Source organism: Aneurinibacillus sp. Ricciae_BoGa-3 (genome assembly GCF_028421645.1).
In the GTDB taxonomy this organism is placed as follows: Bacteria; Bacillota; Bacilli; order Aneurinibacillales; family Aneurinibacillaceae; genus Aneurinibacillus_B.
The window spans coordinates 1,633,024-1,647,697 of sequence record NZ_CP116887.1 but is presented as its reverse complement, the minus strand read 5'-3'; the positions used below and the strand labels follow the sequence as shown (position 1 = coordinate 1,647,697).

Genomic DNA, 14,674 nt, shown 5'->3' with positions numbered 1-14,674 from the left:
CTTCGCCGTGTTTATTTTACGAGTGAATGGCTTTGCCGTCTACGGCGAGTGCCGCTTCGCCGATGATCTCCGACAGGGTGGGGTGCGGATGGATCGTATGCGCCAACTCCCATGGGGTTGCGTCAAGTACGCGCGCCAGTGCCCCTTCTGAAATTAAATCGGTAACATGCGGTCCAATCATGTGTACGCCAAGCAGATCATCGGTCTCTTCATCTACCACGAGCTTAACAAAGCCGTCATGCTCACCAAACACGAGCGCTTTACCAATGGCACGGAAGTTGAACTTTCCAACCTTTACTTTATAGCCCTTTTCTTTCGCTTCGGCCTCGGTTAACCCGACATTCGCAACTTCCGGGCGGCTGTATGTGCATTTTGCAACCATTGTATAATTGATCGGCTCAGGCTGCCTGCCAGCCATATGCTCAATGGCCGTTATGCCTTCATGGGATGCAACGTGAGCCAGCTGCAGGCCGCCGATTACATCCCCAATCGCATAAATATGCGATTCGCCTGTCTGATACATCGGGTTAACTTTAATGACGCCACGGTCAATTTCTGCTTCAACATTATTTAACCCGATATCTTCAATGTTCGCCTGCCGCCCAACCGAAACAAACAGTTTTTCTCCGGACAGCATAATTTCTTTGCCGTTCTGCATCGCTTTAATGGTAAATGACCGCTCGCCACGCTGCAGCGTTTCCGGCAGCACCTGGGCGGATGTATGTAATGTAATCTTGCGTTTCTTTAGCAAGCGCGCCATTTCTTTGCTGACTTCCTCATCCTCCAGCGGCAGTATACGGTCTGCAAATTCAACGACTTCCACCTTAACCCCGAGATCTGCGAGCAAGGAAGCCCATTCGATCCCGATGACACCTCCTCCCACAATAACAACAGAGGAAGGCAGTTGGGCCAGCTGAAGTGCTTCGTCGCTTGTAATGACCACTGTGCCATCCACTTCTAAGCCGGGAAGTAAGCGAGGACGGGAACCTGTAGCAATCAGAACAAATTTGGGAACAACGATTTCGGAATCCCCATTTGGATATTCGATATTGATGGCTCCTGCCTGAGGCGAAAAAATGGATGGGCCCATAATGCGCCCGGTTCCCTCGTATATATCTATTTTCCCGCTTTTCATAAGGTGCTGAACGCCTTTATGCAGCTGGTCAACTATCTTTTGCTTGCGCTCCTGCATGCGGGTGAAATTAATCCCGATATCAACCGCAGTTATGCCGTATTCTTCGCTATTTTTGAGCGTATGGTACACTTCCGCGCTGCGGAGAAGGGCCTTACTCGGAATGCAGCCCCGGTGGAGACAGGTTCCGCCCAATTTGTCTTTTTCAACTATTGCCACCTTCATTCCCAGCTGCGAAGCGCGGATGGCGGCGACATAGCCGCCGGTACCGCCACCGAGAATGACAACATCATATTCATTTGACATAAAGCCACCTCAATTATTTATGCTAAATCCGTACTAACTCATCTTTTTCGTCTGGCAGAAACATATTACGGGACTTGCGGACTCGTTCAATCCGCTCTTCACACATCCTGTCCGCTGCCCGATACGCAGGAATGTTGTCTCGCTTGGAGATTTTGAGTACCTTCTGGATGTTATCGTAAATCGTCTCAACTTTCTTCATTGCCCGTTCCCGATTGTACCCCTGCAGCTCATCCGCCACGTTAATTAGACCGCCAGCATTAATAATGTAATCAGGCGCATAAACGATACCCATTTCCTGAATGGCATCCCCATGGCGTTCTTCCTTAAGCTGGTTATTTGCAGCTCCTGCAATAACGCGGGCTTTAAGCCTAGGTATGGAATCATCATTAATTATAGCACCAAGAGCGCATGGTGAGAAAATATCACACGCCTGGCTGATAATTTCAGATGGCTCGACTGGTTTGGCGCCAAATTCGTGAACTGCACGCTTTACGTTTTCTTTGTTAATATCTGTAACAATTAACGAAGCACCTTCTTCATGCAAGTGCCGGCAAAGATTGTAGGCGACATTGCCCACACCCTGTACCGCAATCGTCTTTCCGGCAAGATCATCCGTGCCAAATGCTTCTTTAGCTGCTGCCTTCATGCCGCGGTAAACGCCGTATGCCGTAACAGGAGACGGGTTTCCGCTGCTCCCGAAGGCGGGAGATACCCCTGTGACATACTCTGTTTCCATGTGGATTAAATCCATATCCGCTACGGTTGTGCCTACATCTTCAGCAGTAATATACCTTCCGCTTAAACCTTGAATGAAGCGGCCAAATGCACGGAACAGTGCCTCGCTTTTATCTCGCTTTGGGTCTCCGATAATAACCGCTTTGCCTCCTCCAAGATTAAGCCCTGCCCCCGCTGCTTTATAAGTCATGCCGCGGGCCAGGCGCAGGGCATCCACAATCGCATCGTCCTCGGTTTCATATGTCCACATCCGTGTACCACCGAGCGCCGGTCCAAGTGTTGTATCGTGAATAGCAATTATCGCTTTAAGTCCGGAATTTTCATCCTGGCAAAAAACCAACTGTTCGTAATCATATTCCCTCAGATAATCAAAGATTTTCATCGTTTAAAGCCTCCTGTAAGCAACCATTAGTGAAAAACATCTTTCAACTATTGGGTTATGCAAAAGGGATGCCACAAACGATATGAAACCGCTTTCTTTGTTTTTCGCTACTTCAGAAGAAAAAAGGTTATCAAGGGAATAGAAAGTACTGCAAGTTGTTGCACAATAAGAAATTTTTTGCATGCATTCCTATTCACAATTGGTATTTCTCAATTTTATAGTAAAGGTTTCTAATTGACAATCCCAACTGCTTCGCCGCCTGGGTCTTATTCCCGTTACACCTTGTAAGGGCCTCATGGATTGTCTGTGCTTCAACCTCTTCCATTATTTCATTTAGCGGCCTGCCCTCTTCTGGCAAGTGTGTGAGCCAGCGAGCACCGTCAGCTGTATGCGGCCCAGAATCCGCCATACTGAGCTCTGGTAAATGGCGGGGATAAATGATGGTCTCCTGAAACCGCATAGATATAAGGGATCGGCTTATTACATTCTCAAGTTCACGCACATTTCCTGGCCATTTGTATCGCGTTAGCATTTCAAGGGCCTTTTTATCGATATCTGCCACGTTTCTGCCGTATTCAAGATTATACTTTTGGAGAAGATGGTATACAAGCTGGTGAATATCTTCCTCTGTACGGTAGCGCAGCGGCGGAATGACAATCGGCAGCACATTGATCCGGTAATAGAGGTCTTCCCGAAACTCGCCAGTCTGAATTGCGCGCTCGAGATTGACATGAGTTGCTGCAATAATGCGTACATCAACCGAAATGGCCTTTCCGCCACCAATTCTGACAATTTCTTTTTCCTGAATGACACGCAAAAGCTTCGCCTGCGTGCTCATTGATAATTCCCCTATTTCGTCAAGAAAAATGGTGCCCCCGCTCGCTTCCTCAAATAATCCTTTCTTGCCGCCTTTGCGCGCGCCGGTAAATGCCCCCTCATCATACCCGAACAGTTCGCTCTCGAGAAGCGTCTCCGGGATTGCTGCACAGTTAACGCGCACGAACTGATTATACCGACGATTGCTTTCGTTATGAATAGCATGGGCAAACAGTTCTTTGCCTGTTCCTGATTCTCCGCGCAACAGCACGGTAGCCGGTGTCTGGGCAGCTTTTATCCCCTGCTCAATGGCATGAACCATGCCCTCGCTCTGGCCGATGATATCCTCAAACGTATATTTTGCTTCGAGCGTTCGGATGAGCCTGCGGGCCCGTTCAAGCTCATCGGTGAGTTTTTTAATTTCAGATATGTCATGAATAACCCCAACGCTTCCTTTCAGTACGCCATCCACTACAATAGGGGCTACGTTCACCATGATGTCCTTTTTTCGAGGGCCGACTTTAAGCGGCACCCCCCGCACTGGACGCCCGGTACGCAGCACCTGCAAATGCATGCTTTCCCCCTCCGAAATATCAACGTCCGCCGGCTTTCCGATAACATCCTGTTCAGATAGGCCGGTCAGGCGGGTGTAGGCCGGGTTAATCATCAGCCCGTTTCCATTTATATCGACCACAGATATCGCGTCATTGGATGAATGAATAATCGCCTGAAGCAGGCTGTCGTGGGTTGAGTCAAGTATCGTGTCTATTTCCCGCTGCCTTCTGTCCCGCACAGAAATAAGCTGTTCTCTTTCCTCGATTAGTTTTACGATAACCGAGGCAATCATGGCCGGTATAACGACCACCCCAGTTGGTTTGTTGTCTTTTAAATGCTGATGAATCTTGTCCCGGCCGGTCACTTCTATGATGACTGAAAAATTAATGGCGAGAAAGGATTCTATGGAGGTAGCTACAGGAATTCCGCATTGCCTTGCCAGTTCAACCCCGGGGGCATGCTCGTCGATATCCACTATACCCACCACCTGAATGCTTTCCATGCGTGAAAGCACTTTCAAAAGAACGGTGCCTCCGCGCCCTGCACCTACGATTACAACCTTCATACGCTGCTCTCCCATATGAAAAAATTTGCAGACTCTCCCTTAATTTAAGCAGAGATACTTCGGATTGACAACCGTAGACAAACAGGGGATAGAGTAGCAGGTGCTGGCGGCTCCTTAACCTGTGAGGCTTATTCTTGCTGCCTGCCAAGCTGATCGAGGGTGCGCAGCCATTTGTTTTGATCAATAACACGGGTTAAGGATACAGATTCCGCATACATATGGAGGGCAAGAAAGCTTATTGACAGGATCAAGCGGAGGAATAAAGGCAGTGAACTGGCCAGCAGGACACCTGCCGCAAATCCCAGGGTATTTGAGCCGGTATCACCCATCATGGCTCTGCCCGCAAAGTCAATGGATGCCGAAGCAAGTGTGACGGCCAGCGTTAGCAAAAGAAAGGGCTGGTATACCGGGGGGACTTCGCCGATGAAATAGCTGATGGCTATCAGCAGCCAGAATCCTTTTAATGCACGACCAGGCCTCAGATCAAGCAGATTGATCACATTGATGCTTAACGCTATAAGAAGTACATTGACTGTACAACTCCAGGCACTTCCCCCTATTAAAACCGCTGAAAGAAACGCACAAAAAAATCCGGTTACTGCCTTAACCGCACCTGTCGTAACGTTTCGCTCCTTAAAAAAAGCAAGCCAATGGCCTGTAAATCCCTTGACCGAACTGCTGCCATAGTAATCATCCAGCCAGCCGGCAACTGCCACCAATAAGCACAGCATTGCTATGATAAGCAGTCTACTGTCGAACTGTATAAACAACAGAGGAGAGGCAGCAGCAACCGTTCCGGCTAGTATGACAAACGGCATAACAATCCCATATCCCAGTGGCACCTTCTCCTCACGGTAATTAAGGCCTACGCGCCCCCTGCGCGCAAACCCGCGGAAGACGCAGTGTATTAACAGCTTCGAAATTACGAGTGAAACAACAAAAATCCCTGCCTTCACAACCGTCCCTCCTGCCGCTTTTGCCGAATCACACGGCGGATTGCGGCGTATTGACGGCCCCGATGCAAAAAGCCTCCAATCGTCTTGCCCCGTTCCCTGTGTGAAAAGGGATAGGAAACTTCGTACACAGTGAGTCCCGCACGGGCAATGTCTATCGTCATAGCGACTTCAATACCAAATCCACAGTCCCAGTCGGTCACCGCCTGAACCGCTTTTCGGCTAAGTGCTCGTTGTCCGGATAATGGAGCCGCTATTTTCCAGCCAGTTAAATGATAGATGGCTCTGCTTGCCGTCTTTTTTGCCATGCCAAACCCGCTTTTTTGGCCCGGGGGTAGAGCCGCAATAACGAGATCCTTTGTGGTCCCGCGGTATAGCGCCTCGAGCAATGAAGAGCCATAGCGGGCTGTTTCCGCCAAATCGGCATCGAGAAAAAGAAAAAAGTCGGCGTTTGCGGCCTGAATCCCGCGCCACAGTGCATAGCCCTTGCCTCGGTTTTCCGGAAGATGGACCACAGCATCTGCCCAGGATTCCGCGATCCGGGCTGTGTCATCGGAGCTGCCATCGTTAATCACGATAACTTCCTTCGTTCCCGGTACGTCAAACTGCCTGACAGCCTGCAGGGTTGATTGAAGGTACTCACCCTCGTTGTATGCCGGAATTATTATTGCACTTCGCTGAGCCATCGTCGGTCACCCGCCAAACATGCCTTTAAAATGGACCCATATGCTCGACAGCCCATGCCGAAATACCGGGTGGAACATTGCCGTCAGCAGCGCTGGAAATCCCAGGCCTCCCCACATCCGGATCAGCTGTTTGCCATGTGAGTATGGCGGATACAACTGGCTGATTCCCCGGGCGTCTACCAATCGGCTGCCAATTTTCATGCGCACGAGACATGTACTGGCCATTCCCTTCCTGCCCTTTTCCAAGAAATCAATCATGCTGGTATGTGAGCCGATACTAACGATTAAACGTGCATTGTTCTCATAGGCAAGAAGCAGACCCAGATCTTCACTTGTGCCTGGCGCCGCAAGCAAATGATAAGGAAGGTTAAGAGAGCGCAATCGACGTTCACCCGGCGCCTCTCCAGTAACGTAAGCATGCACAACGATATCGGTTGCAGCCTTAAGAGCATCATCGCATACACTATCCATATCCCCCACGATAATATCGGGTTTAAGCCCGTTTTCCAGCAGAATATCAGCACCTCCGTCCACTCCGATCAATGCGGGTTTGACATCATGAATATAGGTGCGGAGCGCTTTAAAATCCTCACAATCATACATGCCGCGCACTACGACTACTGCGTCTCTGCCTTCTAGCCGCGTATTGAGAGGAAGCGTTGGGAGCGGTTTTATAAAATAGGCTTTCTCACGCGAAGCATATTCCAGCGTATTGTCAATGAATGCCGACAGGATGCTCTCTTTCTTTTCTTCGGCCAGCCGCTGCTTTTCCTGCCACTCATAGAGCGTGACTTGCATCAGACGGGCAATCTGCCGGCCCTGGGAATCAAACAGATAGTTGCCCTCTATGGTTACATCATCACCGGTTTGCACGCAAAGCAGCAGGTTTGCGTCAGGCTGGCATTCGTATAACGGAATGTTGTGCTCCAGCAGCACACAGGCCCCACGTGTGCAGTAATTGCCGGTAAACGACGGAGCACAGTTAATTACAGCCTTTACTTTGCGCTGTATCAAGCAGCGAGCCGTCACTTCATCAATATCTGAATGGGAGATAACGGGTATCTCACCGGGTTTAATCTGGCCTATCATCTGTTTGGTAAAAGCGCTGCACCGAACCATCCCTTGAATGATGCCCTTTCTTTTTTTCCATACAGAAAGCATGCTACACCACTCCTTCACTTTCTAGTATGAAAAGTTGAGAGTGTTTCCATACCCCGCCCTCGTCTTAAACAGCAGAAAAAAGCGCCGGATTCTGCCACCGGCGCTTTTTTCTGCTGTTTATTTTTTTACCACTTTGCCTTTCCACTGTTTCATGCCGCCCTTCACACTGTAAATATTCGTGAATCCCTTTTTCCGCAGAACACGGGCCGCCTGCGTAGCGCGAAACCCGCTCTCGCAGATTAGGTAGGTGGCTTTATCTTTCGGAATGCCGTTCACGGCTGTATTGATTTGTGTCAGAGGTATATTGCGCGCCATGTGAATGTGGCCGCTCCTGTACTCATCAGGCTCCCGAACGTCAATAATCTGCTTTCCTTTCGGGTCTTTCGTAACTTCCTGCAGCTCATCAGTGGAAATTCTTTTAATCCCTTTCGGAGGTAGCAGTCGCACAACAACAAAAGCGGCAATAAGTATAAGTAGGATAACCGTAATCCAATCCATTTGTTTCTCTCCTTCTATGTACTCTATTCCGTATTGTACTATTACGGTGTATTTGCTGTAAAGAAAACTTAAGGGTTCCCTCCTGGGAGAAAAATAAAACCTGCCAGGGGAGGCAGGTGAAGAATTGTTCTCTTGGTTAGTGGTTTATCGTGTGTGAAAGCACTGGAAGGAGACGCATTTCCTGGCTCATTGATGAATTGCAAAGAGGGCATGTCGGATTTTGCGAAAAGGAGAAATCTTCGCGCATCCATCCATTGCACCCGATGTTGTCGCAATTCCAAATCCCAACATCCGTTTTTTCCACTTCTTCAACCTGCTGTTTACTGCGCATAAAAGCCATAGAAAACAACCTCCTCAACAACTTCATGTATTTTGATAGTATGCCGGTGCAGCAAAAAAATTATTCGCCAAGTGTCGAAAACCCGAATCCCCACTTCTTTTGATAACCTTTGTCGATGCCCTAGGAAGTTTTCAGTTTTTGGCGTATGCTAATTTACAACGGAATAAAAGCGATGAAGGAGGATTCGTTCGTTATGCAAAGTAGCTCTATCGCCTGGATGGCCTCAAAAGATGTAGCGGTTAAGCTGGATGTCCATGTCCGTACGCTCCGAAACTGGATTGACGCTTTCAGCCCCTATATGGTGCTTCAGAAAAACAGCCAGGGTCACCTTCTTTTAAGTGAACAAGCCTATCAACTGCTGGTGGAAATTAAGAAGAGAAAAGATACTGGCGTTCAAACCCTAAAAGAAGTAGAGGACAGCTTACGCGCTGACGGTCTCCTGCCTGATCGAATGGAAACGGAAGATCTAAACCCGGCCACTGCCCACCAGGAAGTCCCGTCCCAAGCTGCCGCGGCCATTATGGAAAAACTATCTGAGCTCGAGTCAAGCATCAATCAACAGTTTTATGAGTCGCTGCATGAATTTACTGAGGCATACCGCCAAACCGCTTCATCGATGGAACTGGTTGTTCTTGAGGCATCCCGCAGCGAACGTACATCCCCCGCTCCAGCACGCGGCGGTGCCGCTTCAACTGAAATTGAACAGCAATACAAGAATATTATGCGCAAGATGGAAGAAATAGAAGACAAGCAAGAAAATATTCGGCTTGAGATGAGAAAAATGAATTTCGACATCCAAATGCTTGGTGCAACCGATAAATTAAACAAAAAGCACCGCAAGATCAATCTGTTCGGCTCACTCTTTAGAAAAGCCCCCCAGATCTCATCTGATTACCACAGTTGAAAGCAGAGGAGCCGGTCTGCTGCCGGCTCTCCTTTTACTTTATTCGCTTGTTTTTGCAGCGGTTACCTCATCGGACTCATCCGGCACTTCTTCTTCCAATTTCCTCATCCGAAGGCGCACAATTCGTAAATGATCGACCTCTGTAACCGTAAATTCGTAGCCGTGGGAAATAATCTGCTGCCCAACTTTTGGCGGAAACTCCACCTGAGAGAATATCCAGCCGCCAATGGTGTCATAGTCATCAGAATTTAATTCAAGGCCAAATCGGTCATTGATTTCCTCAATGAGCAGACGCCCGTCCACCGAAAAGGTATCATCCAGCTTTTTCTCTATATGCGGTCTTTCTTCATCAAATTCATCCTGTATTTCGCCCACTATTTCTTCTAGGATATCTTCAATCGTGACCAGGCCAGCCGTACCGCCATATTCATCAATGACAATGGCCATGTGCGAACGTTTTCGCTGCATGAGCTTAAGCAGATCACTAATATGAAGCGATTCTGGCACAGTTTCAACCGGGCGGATTACCTGATCCAGTTCGTTCTTTCGGTCGCTCATGTATAACCGGTAAATATCCTTGATGTGCACGAATCCGATGATGTTATCTTTATCTCCCGCTGCAATCGGGTATCGCGTATGCATTTCGTTTAACGCCATCGCGAAGTTCTCCTCAAAAGTTGAATCCTGGAACATTACGACCATATCGGTACGCGGAATCATGATTTCGCGCGCATTGCGCTCGGCAAACTCAAATACGTTATCAACGAGGGTTAGCTCTGTTTGGTCAATCAGCCCGCTTTTATGGCTCTGTTCCATCAGCACCCGTATTTCCTTTTCTGTATGGGCCGCTGTATGGTCCTGGGCCGGTTCAATGCCAATCAGATGCAGAAAAAAAGCCGCCGACCGATTTAACAGCCAGATAAACGGGTACATGACCCTGTGGAATTTGATGAGCAGAGGGGCCGCCAGCAAAGCTGTATCCTCTGCCTTCTGAATCGCTAATGATTTAGGTGCCAGCTCTCCTAATACGATATGAAGAAACGTGATAACCGAGAAGGCTATAATGAAAGAAAGCGTATGGGTCACCGCGTCCGGAACGTGAAGGACTGCAAAGACAGGGCTTAAAACCATTGCAATCGTCGGCTCACCGATCCAGCCAAGTCCAAGTGAAGCAAGTGTAATACCTAGCTGGGTGGCAGATAAGTAAGCATCAAGATTATCTGTTAATGTTTTCGCACGTATTGCCCTTTTGTTACCTTCCAGAACGAGCTGGTCAATCCTTGTATTCCTTACTTTGACTATTGCAAATTCAGCGGCTACAAAAAAACCGTTCAGGAAAACAAGTGCAAGTATTATTAGAAGATACAACACTATCGAAAGTGGGTCATGATTCAACTGGTTCTCCGCTGCCCTTTTGGGCAACAGATACACCTGCCTTTCTGCTATATAATAATGGCCGAACCCATGATAACATGTCTAATTATGTATACCACACGTTATATGGGAGGTAAACGGGAAGTTTACTTCCCGTTATTCATCCCTTCTCGTACCAAAGAATATCCAAATATACTCAAATAACTGGAGAAGTGCCATTAGCGTTGCTGCCACATAAGTAAGCGCGGCGGCACCCAGCATTTTATCTACCCCGTACTTTTCCTCCTGCGTAATCATACCTTCGGCGGCCATTAAGCGCTTTGCCCGCGAACTTGCGTTAAATTCGACCGGCAACGTCACTACCTGAAACAGCACGGCACCAAGGAAGAACAAAATGCCTATTAGGATTAACCCAGACAGTTTAAAGAAAAATCCGCCCATCAACAGAAGTGGGGCAAAGCTTGAGGCAAAGTTTACAACCGGCACCATGTGGTGGCGCAGCGTAAGCATGCTGTAACGTTCTTTATGCTGAATAGCGTGCCCCACTTCATGCGAAGCAATCGAGATAGAAGCTATTGAATTGCCAAAGTAGACATCCTCAGACAAGCGCACAACATTGGATGTTGGGTCAAAGTGGTCCGAAAGCGTACCGCCTATTGGTTCAACCCGTACGTGGTACAGGCCGTTATCATCTAAAATGCGGCGCGCTGCCTGTGCACCCGTTATACCAGAGTAAGCCGGCACGCGGGACCATTTCTCAAAGTTGCCTTTCACACGAAACTGCGCCCACATTGATAAGACAAATGCTGCCAGAATAAACGGCGTTAACGCAGTAAACATAAACATTTTCTTCCTCCTTTATTCCGGTCCGCTGTCTACAGCGGCCCCTCCCCTAACAAAAGCATAATCGCGTGCAGAAGTGATACTCCTTGCAGGGACATCTGCCGAATCATCCGGCGTGCTTCTTCATCGCCAGCCGTGGGCAGATTTGCACGGATTTCTATGACTTTTTGTTCTAAATGCTCCATATCACCCTTTATTTCTTTGAGGACAGATAGGAGCTCCTCCTCATTTCCGTTGCTGTTTTCTTCTTCAGATACGGAACAGAGTCGTTCTTTTATTTCCTCTAGCGTTAGCTTTTCCTTTTTGTAGCATTCTATAAGCCGCAGACGGTCAAGCGTTCCTTCCGGATACAATCTATAATTGGAGTGGGTACGGTCCGCATCGAGAAGTCCCATGTTTGTATAATAGTCTATCGTCCGTCTGCTGACATGCGCTTGTTGTGCAAGTTCACCTATGCGATAGAATTTCCCAATGGACTCCCTCCCTTCCTTAATTATTATTTTACCATATAACGTTTTATGTAGACAGTAAGACGTGATGGTTTCATGGCTTAAAACCACGACAAAGAGCGGGTTAATCAAGAATTACCCCGCTCTTCCTGTCATTATCGTTGATTATCTTTGACATTCGCGATCCCATATCCAGATTAACCGCTGTAAGGATTCAGTACCGCATTTGGGAATGAATCCACAAACAGACGCTTAAGCCTTAAGACCGAAGCATCATCCCACTCGATGTGCTGAAGCGTGCCGCTTCGATAGCCTATTATCGGCAGATACCCTGCGGCAAATGGCTGTTCCTCTTCCGTTTTAAGAAATTCGGCCAGGGACATCAGCAAGCTTGCCAGCGGATTTTCTTCGTCTTCGGACACGTGAACCCCTTTCATCATCCCGCGCAGCGACGGGGTGATCGTAACAGACAGGAGCCGCGTCATACGTCCGTTTCTGTTCTCACCTTCCACTTGACCAACCCAGACAAGAAAAGAAGCATCCCGAGCCTGCGATTTGGGATGGCGGCTCATCATCCAAAGTGCCCGGTAGATTGCACCCATTACGCTTTCCTTTGCCCCTTCTTCGCCGTACTGTTTTTCAAGTGCTGCATAATCCAGATAAAACGAGACGCCACTCGTAAGGAGCATACCTCTATCCAGCGTTTGGCCGCTTATGGTCTCCTGAGGCATTTCACCCTGTTCGGCTTGTGACTCCTCTTTATAATAATAAGCGTTAAGCAGGAGATTCTCTGCTCTGGCTTTGTCCTCGGCTGCGAAATCAATCGCCTCAGAGAAAATGTGCACAAGGTCTTCACCCGCAAAAGCGAGATAATGAATCCAGACCTGCTTCTGTTCCAGGAACCGAACAGCCAAATAACGCTGCTCATCATTCAGAGTATGAAAAGCAATCGGATACCCCAGCGGATCATTAGGGGACATTACGGTCCAGAATACGGCGATCCAGTCGTTTTTATGCTGGTGAAATTCCAGATAAACATCCGCATCGGCCTGCTCACCGAACTGGTCAATCGTATCAAAAAGGATGTAAAGCTCTACATCGCCTTCCCTATCCATGAGTGGAAAACAGCGAGCGCCCTCTTCGTCTGCCACTTTATAGAGATGGGTAAAAACAGTGCGGCTCAGCACTTCACCCATCGTCACGCTTCCCGGGGAAACATGGGTTAACGGTACGGCAATGGAAGGCTTTATAGCACTAAGCGATCGGTTCACGTATCGGATCCTCCCTTCACTCCGGCCTATTTCCGGAAAAGATGCCAGGATTTCATTTCCTTCATAAATTCCCTGTCTGTGGAATCGATATGGATGGGCGTCACTGAAATGAACCCGTCTTTTACCATGCTGTAGTCATTTAAAACGCCCTGTGCTTCCCCGTACTCCCGCTCCAGCCAAAACTCAGCGCCGGCTTTCCCCTGCTTCTCTTTAATTCGATCCTGATAATGATGAATATCGAGACCTGTTATGGCTGTCCCCTTTAATTTATTTATCCTTAGGTGCGGTACGTTTACATTAAGCAGGACATCCAGCGGAATACTGTGTATGGATATCTCCTCCCATATCGGGCGGAGCAGTTTCTCAACCTCGCCGAAATCCCCGGGATAAAGGTAGTTATCATAGGAAACAGCAATCGCTGGCACCCCATTTATTACGGCTTCCCGTGCGGCGCTCACGGTGCCGGAATAGTAAATATCCTTTCCCATGTTTAACCCGGCATTAATACCTGATATGACCAAATCAGGCTTTTCTGCCAGGATTACGTTTACAGCCATCTTAATGCAATCGGCCGGGGTTCCATTAACAGCCCATGCATCGAGTCCCGTGCCATGAAAATCCACTTGGCGAACAGTAAGGCCCTCCCGGACGGTAATCCGGTGCCCTTCAGCACTTCTTTCCTGATCGGGGGCAACCACGACAACTTTTGCCAACCCTGCAAGCGATATGGCAAGTCTATGTATCCCCTGTGCTTCAATTCCATCATCGTTCGTAATTACGATTGTATACATTAGGTTATGATCCCCCACACTTGTGCTGTTTTTTCTCCTCAATTTTACTATTTATCAAATAAAAAAGCACCCTGTACGTCTTTGCATAAAAAGCTGCAAACGCATACTTTTTCTTCACACTTTGTTCGAAATAATTGCTTTGCTATTGGCAAAAAATCCATGTATATTGAGTCTGAATTAACTTATTAAATCCAGTAGACATCCAGGGCTTATGCAGTTTTAATGGATGGAAAGGGACTGAAATCAGATGAACATTTTACCGGAATTCGAGCAGGTCTTTAGGGACCGCGATATTCCTTATACACTGGAAGACAAAGGTGAAGGGCACTATATCTACCGTACAACAGAGGAAATGAGAGATGCAGGCATCACATCCGATACCGTGATGCTTGACTTTAATTTAGATACAAAACACGAAGCCCTGTTTCTTGGCATGATTCGTGTTCCCCATAAAAATCGGGGACAGCATACAGGCAAACAACTTGTCCGCATCTTGAAGGAATTTGCTAAAGAACATCACTGGGTTATCATACTGGAGAGCGCTTCCCGAGAACCTTATTTTCTGGCAGAAGATGCATTTCTCCAGTTTTATGTATGAAACATACGGTTTTTGGATGATGGGCTACGGTGCTAAAAATAAATTTGTATTTAAAGTGAAATGGCTGGATATGAAAAAGCAACTGTACGCTGAAGTTTAAGGGAAAAACATCGTGGGCGATGCCGCTCTCTTCTTTCCCCTCATAGAAGTTTTTACGGCCGCTTTGTGTCACGACGGGCGGACCGGCATTAGGAAATCTTGGCCAGTGGCAAGCGAAAGCGCAGGCGATGGCCTTAGATTCCTTTATACCGTTTAGGTGCAACATCTGGGTATCCCAATGATGGAGACAGTTGCCGGTCTTTTTCGCCCTCTCTT

General features: G+C 48.0%; 15 protein-coding genes. 2 read left to right on the top strand and 13 right to left on the bottom strand.

The features are described 5' to 3' along the window. Positions 1–16: 16 nt before the first annotated feature. From lpdA to PP175_RS08465, 8 genes are all read right to left on the bottom strand, one after another. The gene (lpdA, locus tag PP175_RS08500; protein ID WP_272442329.1) at positions 17–1,438 is read right to left on the bottom strand and encodes a dihydrolipoyl dehydrogenase; all 1,422 of its coding nucleotides are present in this window, start codon (positions 1,436–1,438) and stop codon (positions 17–19) included. Positions 1,439–1,460: 22 nt separating this feature from the next. Next, the gene (locus PP175_RS08495; protein ID WP_272442328.1) at positions 1,461–2,555 is read right to left on the bottom strand and encodes a Leu/Phe/Val dehydrogenase; all 1,095 of its coding nucleotides are present in this window, start codon (positions 2,553–2,555) and stop codon (positions 1,461–1,463) included. A gap of 193 nt (positions 2,556–2,748) precedes the next feature. Next, positions 2,749–4,506: a sigma-54 interaction domain-containing protein gene (locus PP175_RS08490; protein WP_272442327.1), complete on the bottom strand. Its 1,758-nt coding sequence runs from the start codon at positions 4,504–4,506 to the stop codon at positions 2,749–2,751. A 113-nt stretch (positions 4,507–4,619) separates the two neighbouring features. Next, positions 4,620–5,447: an MraY family glycosyltransferase gene (locus PP175_RS08485; RefSeq protein WP_272442326.1), complete on the bottom strand. Its 828-nt coding sequence runs from the start codon at positions 5,445–5,447 to the stop codon at positions 4,620–4,622. Continuing rightward, the gene (locus PP175_RS08480; protein ID WP_272442325.1) at positions 5,444–6,130 is read right to left on the bottom strand and encodes a glycosyltransferase family 2 protein; all 687 of its coding nucleotides are present in this window, start codon (positions 6,128–6,130) and stop codon (positions 5,444–5,446) included. Before PP175_RS08480 ends, PP175_RS08485 begins: the two co-directional genes overlap by 4 nt. A gap of 6 nt (positions 6,131–6,136) precedes the next feature. Then, positions 6,137–7,291 carry a putative cytokinetic ring protein SteA gene (gene steA / locus PP175_RS08475; RefSeq protein ID WP_272442324.1) on the bottom strand — a complete coding sequence of 385 codons (1,155 nt, stop codon included), beginning with the start codon at positions 7,289–7,291 and terminating at the stop codon, positions 6,137–6,139. 117 nt (positions 7,292–7,408) lie between these two features. After that, entirely contained in the window at positions 7,409–7,789 is a 381-nt protein-coding gene (locus PP175_RS08470; RefSeq protein ID WP_272442323.1) for a rhodanese-like domain-containing protein, read from the bottom strand. Positions 7,790–7,925: 136 nt separating this feature from the next. After that, positions 7,926–8,129, bottom strand: a complete 204-nt coding sequence (locus PP175_RS08465; RefSeq protein WP_272442322.1) for a cold-shock protein — start codon at positions 8,127–8,129, stop codon at positions 7,926–7,928. Positions 8,130–8,322: 193 nt separating this feature from the next. On the opposite strand from PP175_RS08465, the gene PP175_RS08460 reads away from it, so the two are divergent. Continuing rightward, positions 8,323–9,033, top strand: a complete 711-nt coding sequence (locus tag PP175_RS08460) for a hypothetical protein (protein ID WP_272442321.1) — start codon at positions 8,323–8,325, stop codon at positions 9,031–9,033. 39 nt (positions 9,034–9,072) lie between these two features. Here the strand turns inward: PP175_RS08460 and PP175_RS08455 are convergent, their stop codons facing one another. The 5 genes from PP175_RS08455 to surE all read right to left on the bottom strand — a co-directional run bounded on the left by PP175_RS08455 (position 9,073) and on the right by surE (position 13,761). Beyond that, positions 9,073–10,455, bottom strand: coding sequence for a hemolysin family protein (locus tag PP175_RS08455; RefSeq protein WP_272442320.1), 1,383 nt, complete (start codon positions 10,453–10,455; stop codon positions 9,073–9,075). Between the two features lie 108 nt (positions 10,456–10,563). Then, positions 10,564–11,247, bottom strand: coding sequence for a zinc metallopeptidase (locus PP175_RS08450; RefSeq protein ID WP_272443217.1), 684 nt, complete (start codon positions 11,245–11,247; stop codon positions 10,564–10,566). Positions 11,248–11,282: 35 nt separating this feature from the next. After that, positions 11,283–11,831 (bottom strand): MerR family transcriptional regulator, encoded by a 549-nt coding sequence (locus tag PP175_RS08445; RefSeq protein ID WP_272442319.1) that lies wholly within the window; start codon positions 11,829–11,831, stop codon positions 11,283–11,285. Between the two features lie 65 nt (positions 11,832–11,896). Next, positions 11,897–12,970, bottom strand: a complete 1,074-nt coding sequence (locus tag PP175_RS08440) for a hypothetical protein (RefSeq protein ID WP_272442318.1) — start codon at positions 12,968–12,970, stop codon at positions 11,897–11,899. Between the two features lie 26 nt (positions 12,971–12,996). Further along, a complete protein-coding gene (gene surE, locus PP175_RS08435) occupies positions 12,997–13,761 on the bottom strand; it encodes a 5'/3'-nucleotidase SurE (RefSeq protein ID WP_272442317.1) in 765 nt (254 codons plus the stop codon). A gap of 247 nt (positions 13,762–14,008) precedes the next feature. On the opposite strand from surE, the gene PP175_RS08430 reads away from it, so the two are divergent. Continuing rightward, positions 14,009–14,359: a hypothetical protein gene (locus PP175_RS08430; protein ID WP_272442316.1), complete on the top strand. Its 351-nt coding sequence runs from the start codon at positions 14,009–14,011 to the stop codon at positions 14,357–14,359. Positions 14,360–14,674: the final 315 nt, after the last annotated feature.

Bases quoted from the DNA above. Each gene is read 5' to 3' on its own strand.
- steA (WP_272442324.1), bottom strand. From the start codon at position 7,291: ATGCTTTCTGTATGGAAAAAAAGAAAGGGCATCATTCAAGGGATGGTT.
- PP175_RS08470 (WP_272442323.1), bottom strand. From the start codon at position 7,789: ATGGATTGGATTACGGTTATCCTACTTATACTTATTGCCGCTTTTGTT.
- PP175_RS08465 (WP_272442322.1), bottom strand. From the start codon at position 8,129: ATGGCTTTTATGCGCAGTAAACAGCAGGTTGAAGAAGTGGAAAAAACG.
- lpdA (WP_272442329.1), bottom strand. From the start codon at position 1,438: ATGTCAAATGAATATGATGTTGTCATTCTCGGTGGCGGTACCGGCGGC.
- PP175_RS08450 (WP_272443217.1), bottom strand. From the start codon at position 11,247: ATGTTTACTGCGTTAACGCCGTTTATTCTGGCAGCATTTGTCTTATCA.
- PP175_RS08490 (WP_272442327.1), bottom strand. From the start codon at position 4,506: ATGGGAGAGCAGCGTATGAAGGTTGTAATCGTAGGTGCAGGGCGCGGA.
- PP175_RS08480 (WP_272442325.1), bottom strand. From the start codon at position 6,130: ATGGCTCAGCGAAGTGCAATAATAATTCCGGCATACAACGAGGGTGAG.
- PP175_RS08460 (WP_272442321.1), top strand. From the start codon at position 8,323: ATGCAAAGTAGCTCTATCGCCTGGATGGCCTCAAAAGATGTAGCGGTT.
- surE (WP_272442317.1), bottom strand. From the start codon at position 13,761: ATGTATACAATCGTAATTACGAACGATGATGGAATTGAAGCACAGGGG.
- PP175_RS08495 (WP_272442328.1), bottom strand. From the start codon at position 2,555: ATGAAAATCTTTGATTATCTGAGGGAATATGATTACGAACAGTTGGTT.
- PP175_RS08430 (WP_272442316.1), top strand. From the start codon at position 14,009: ATGAACATTTTACCGGAATTCGAGCAGGTCTTTAGGGACCGCGATATT.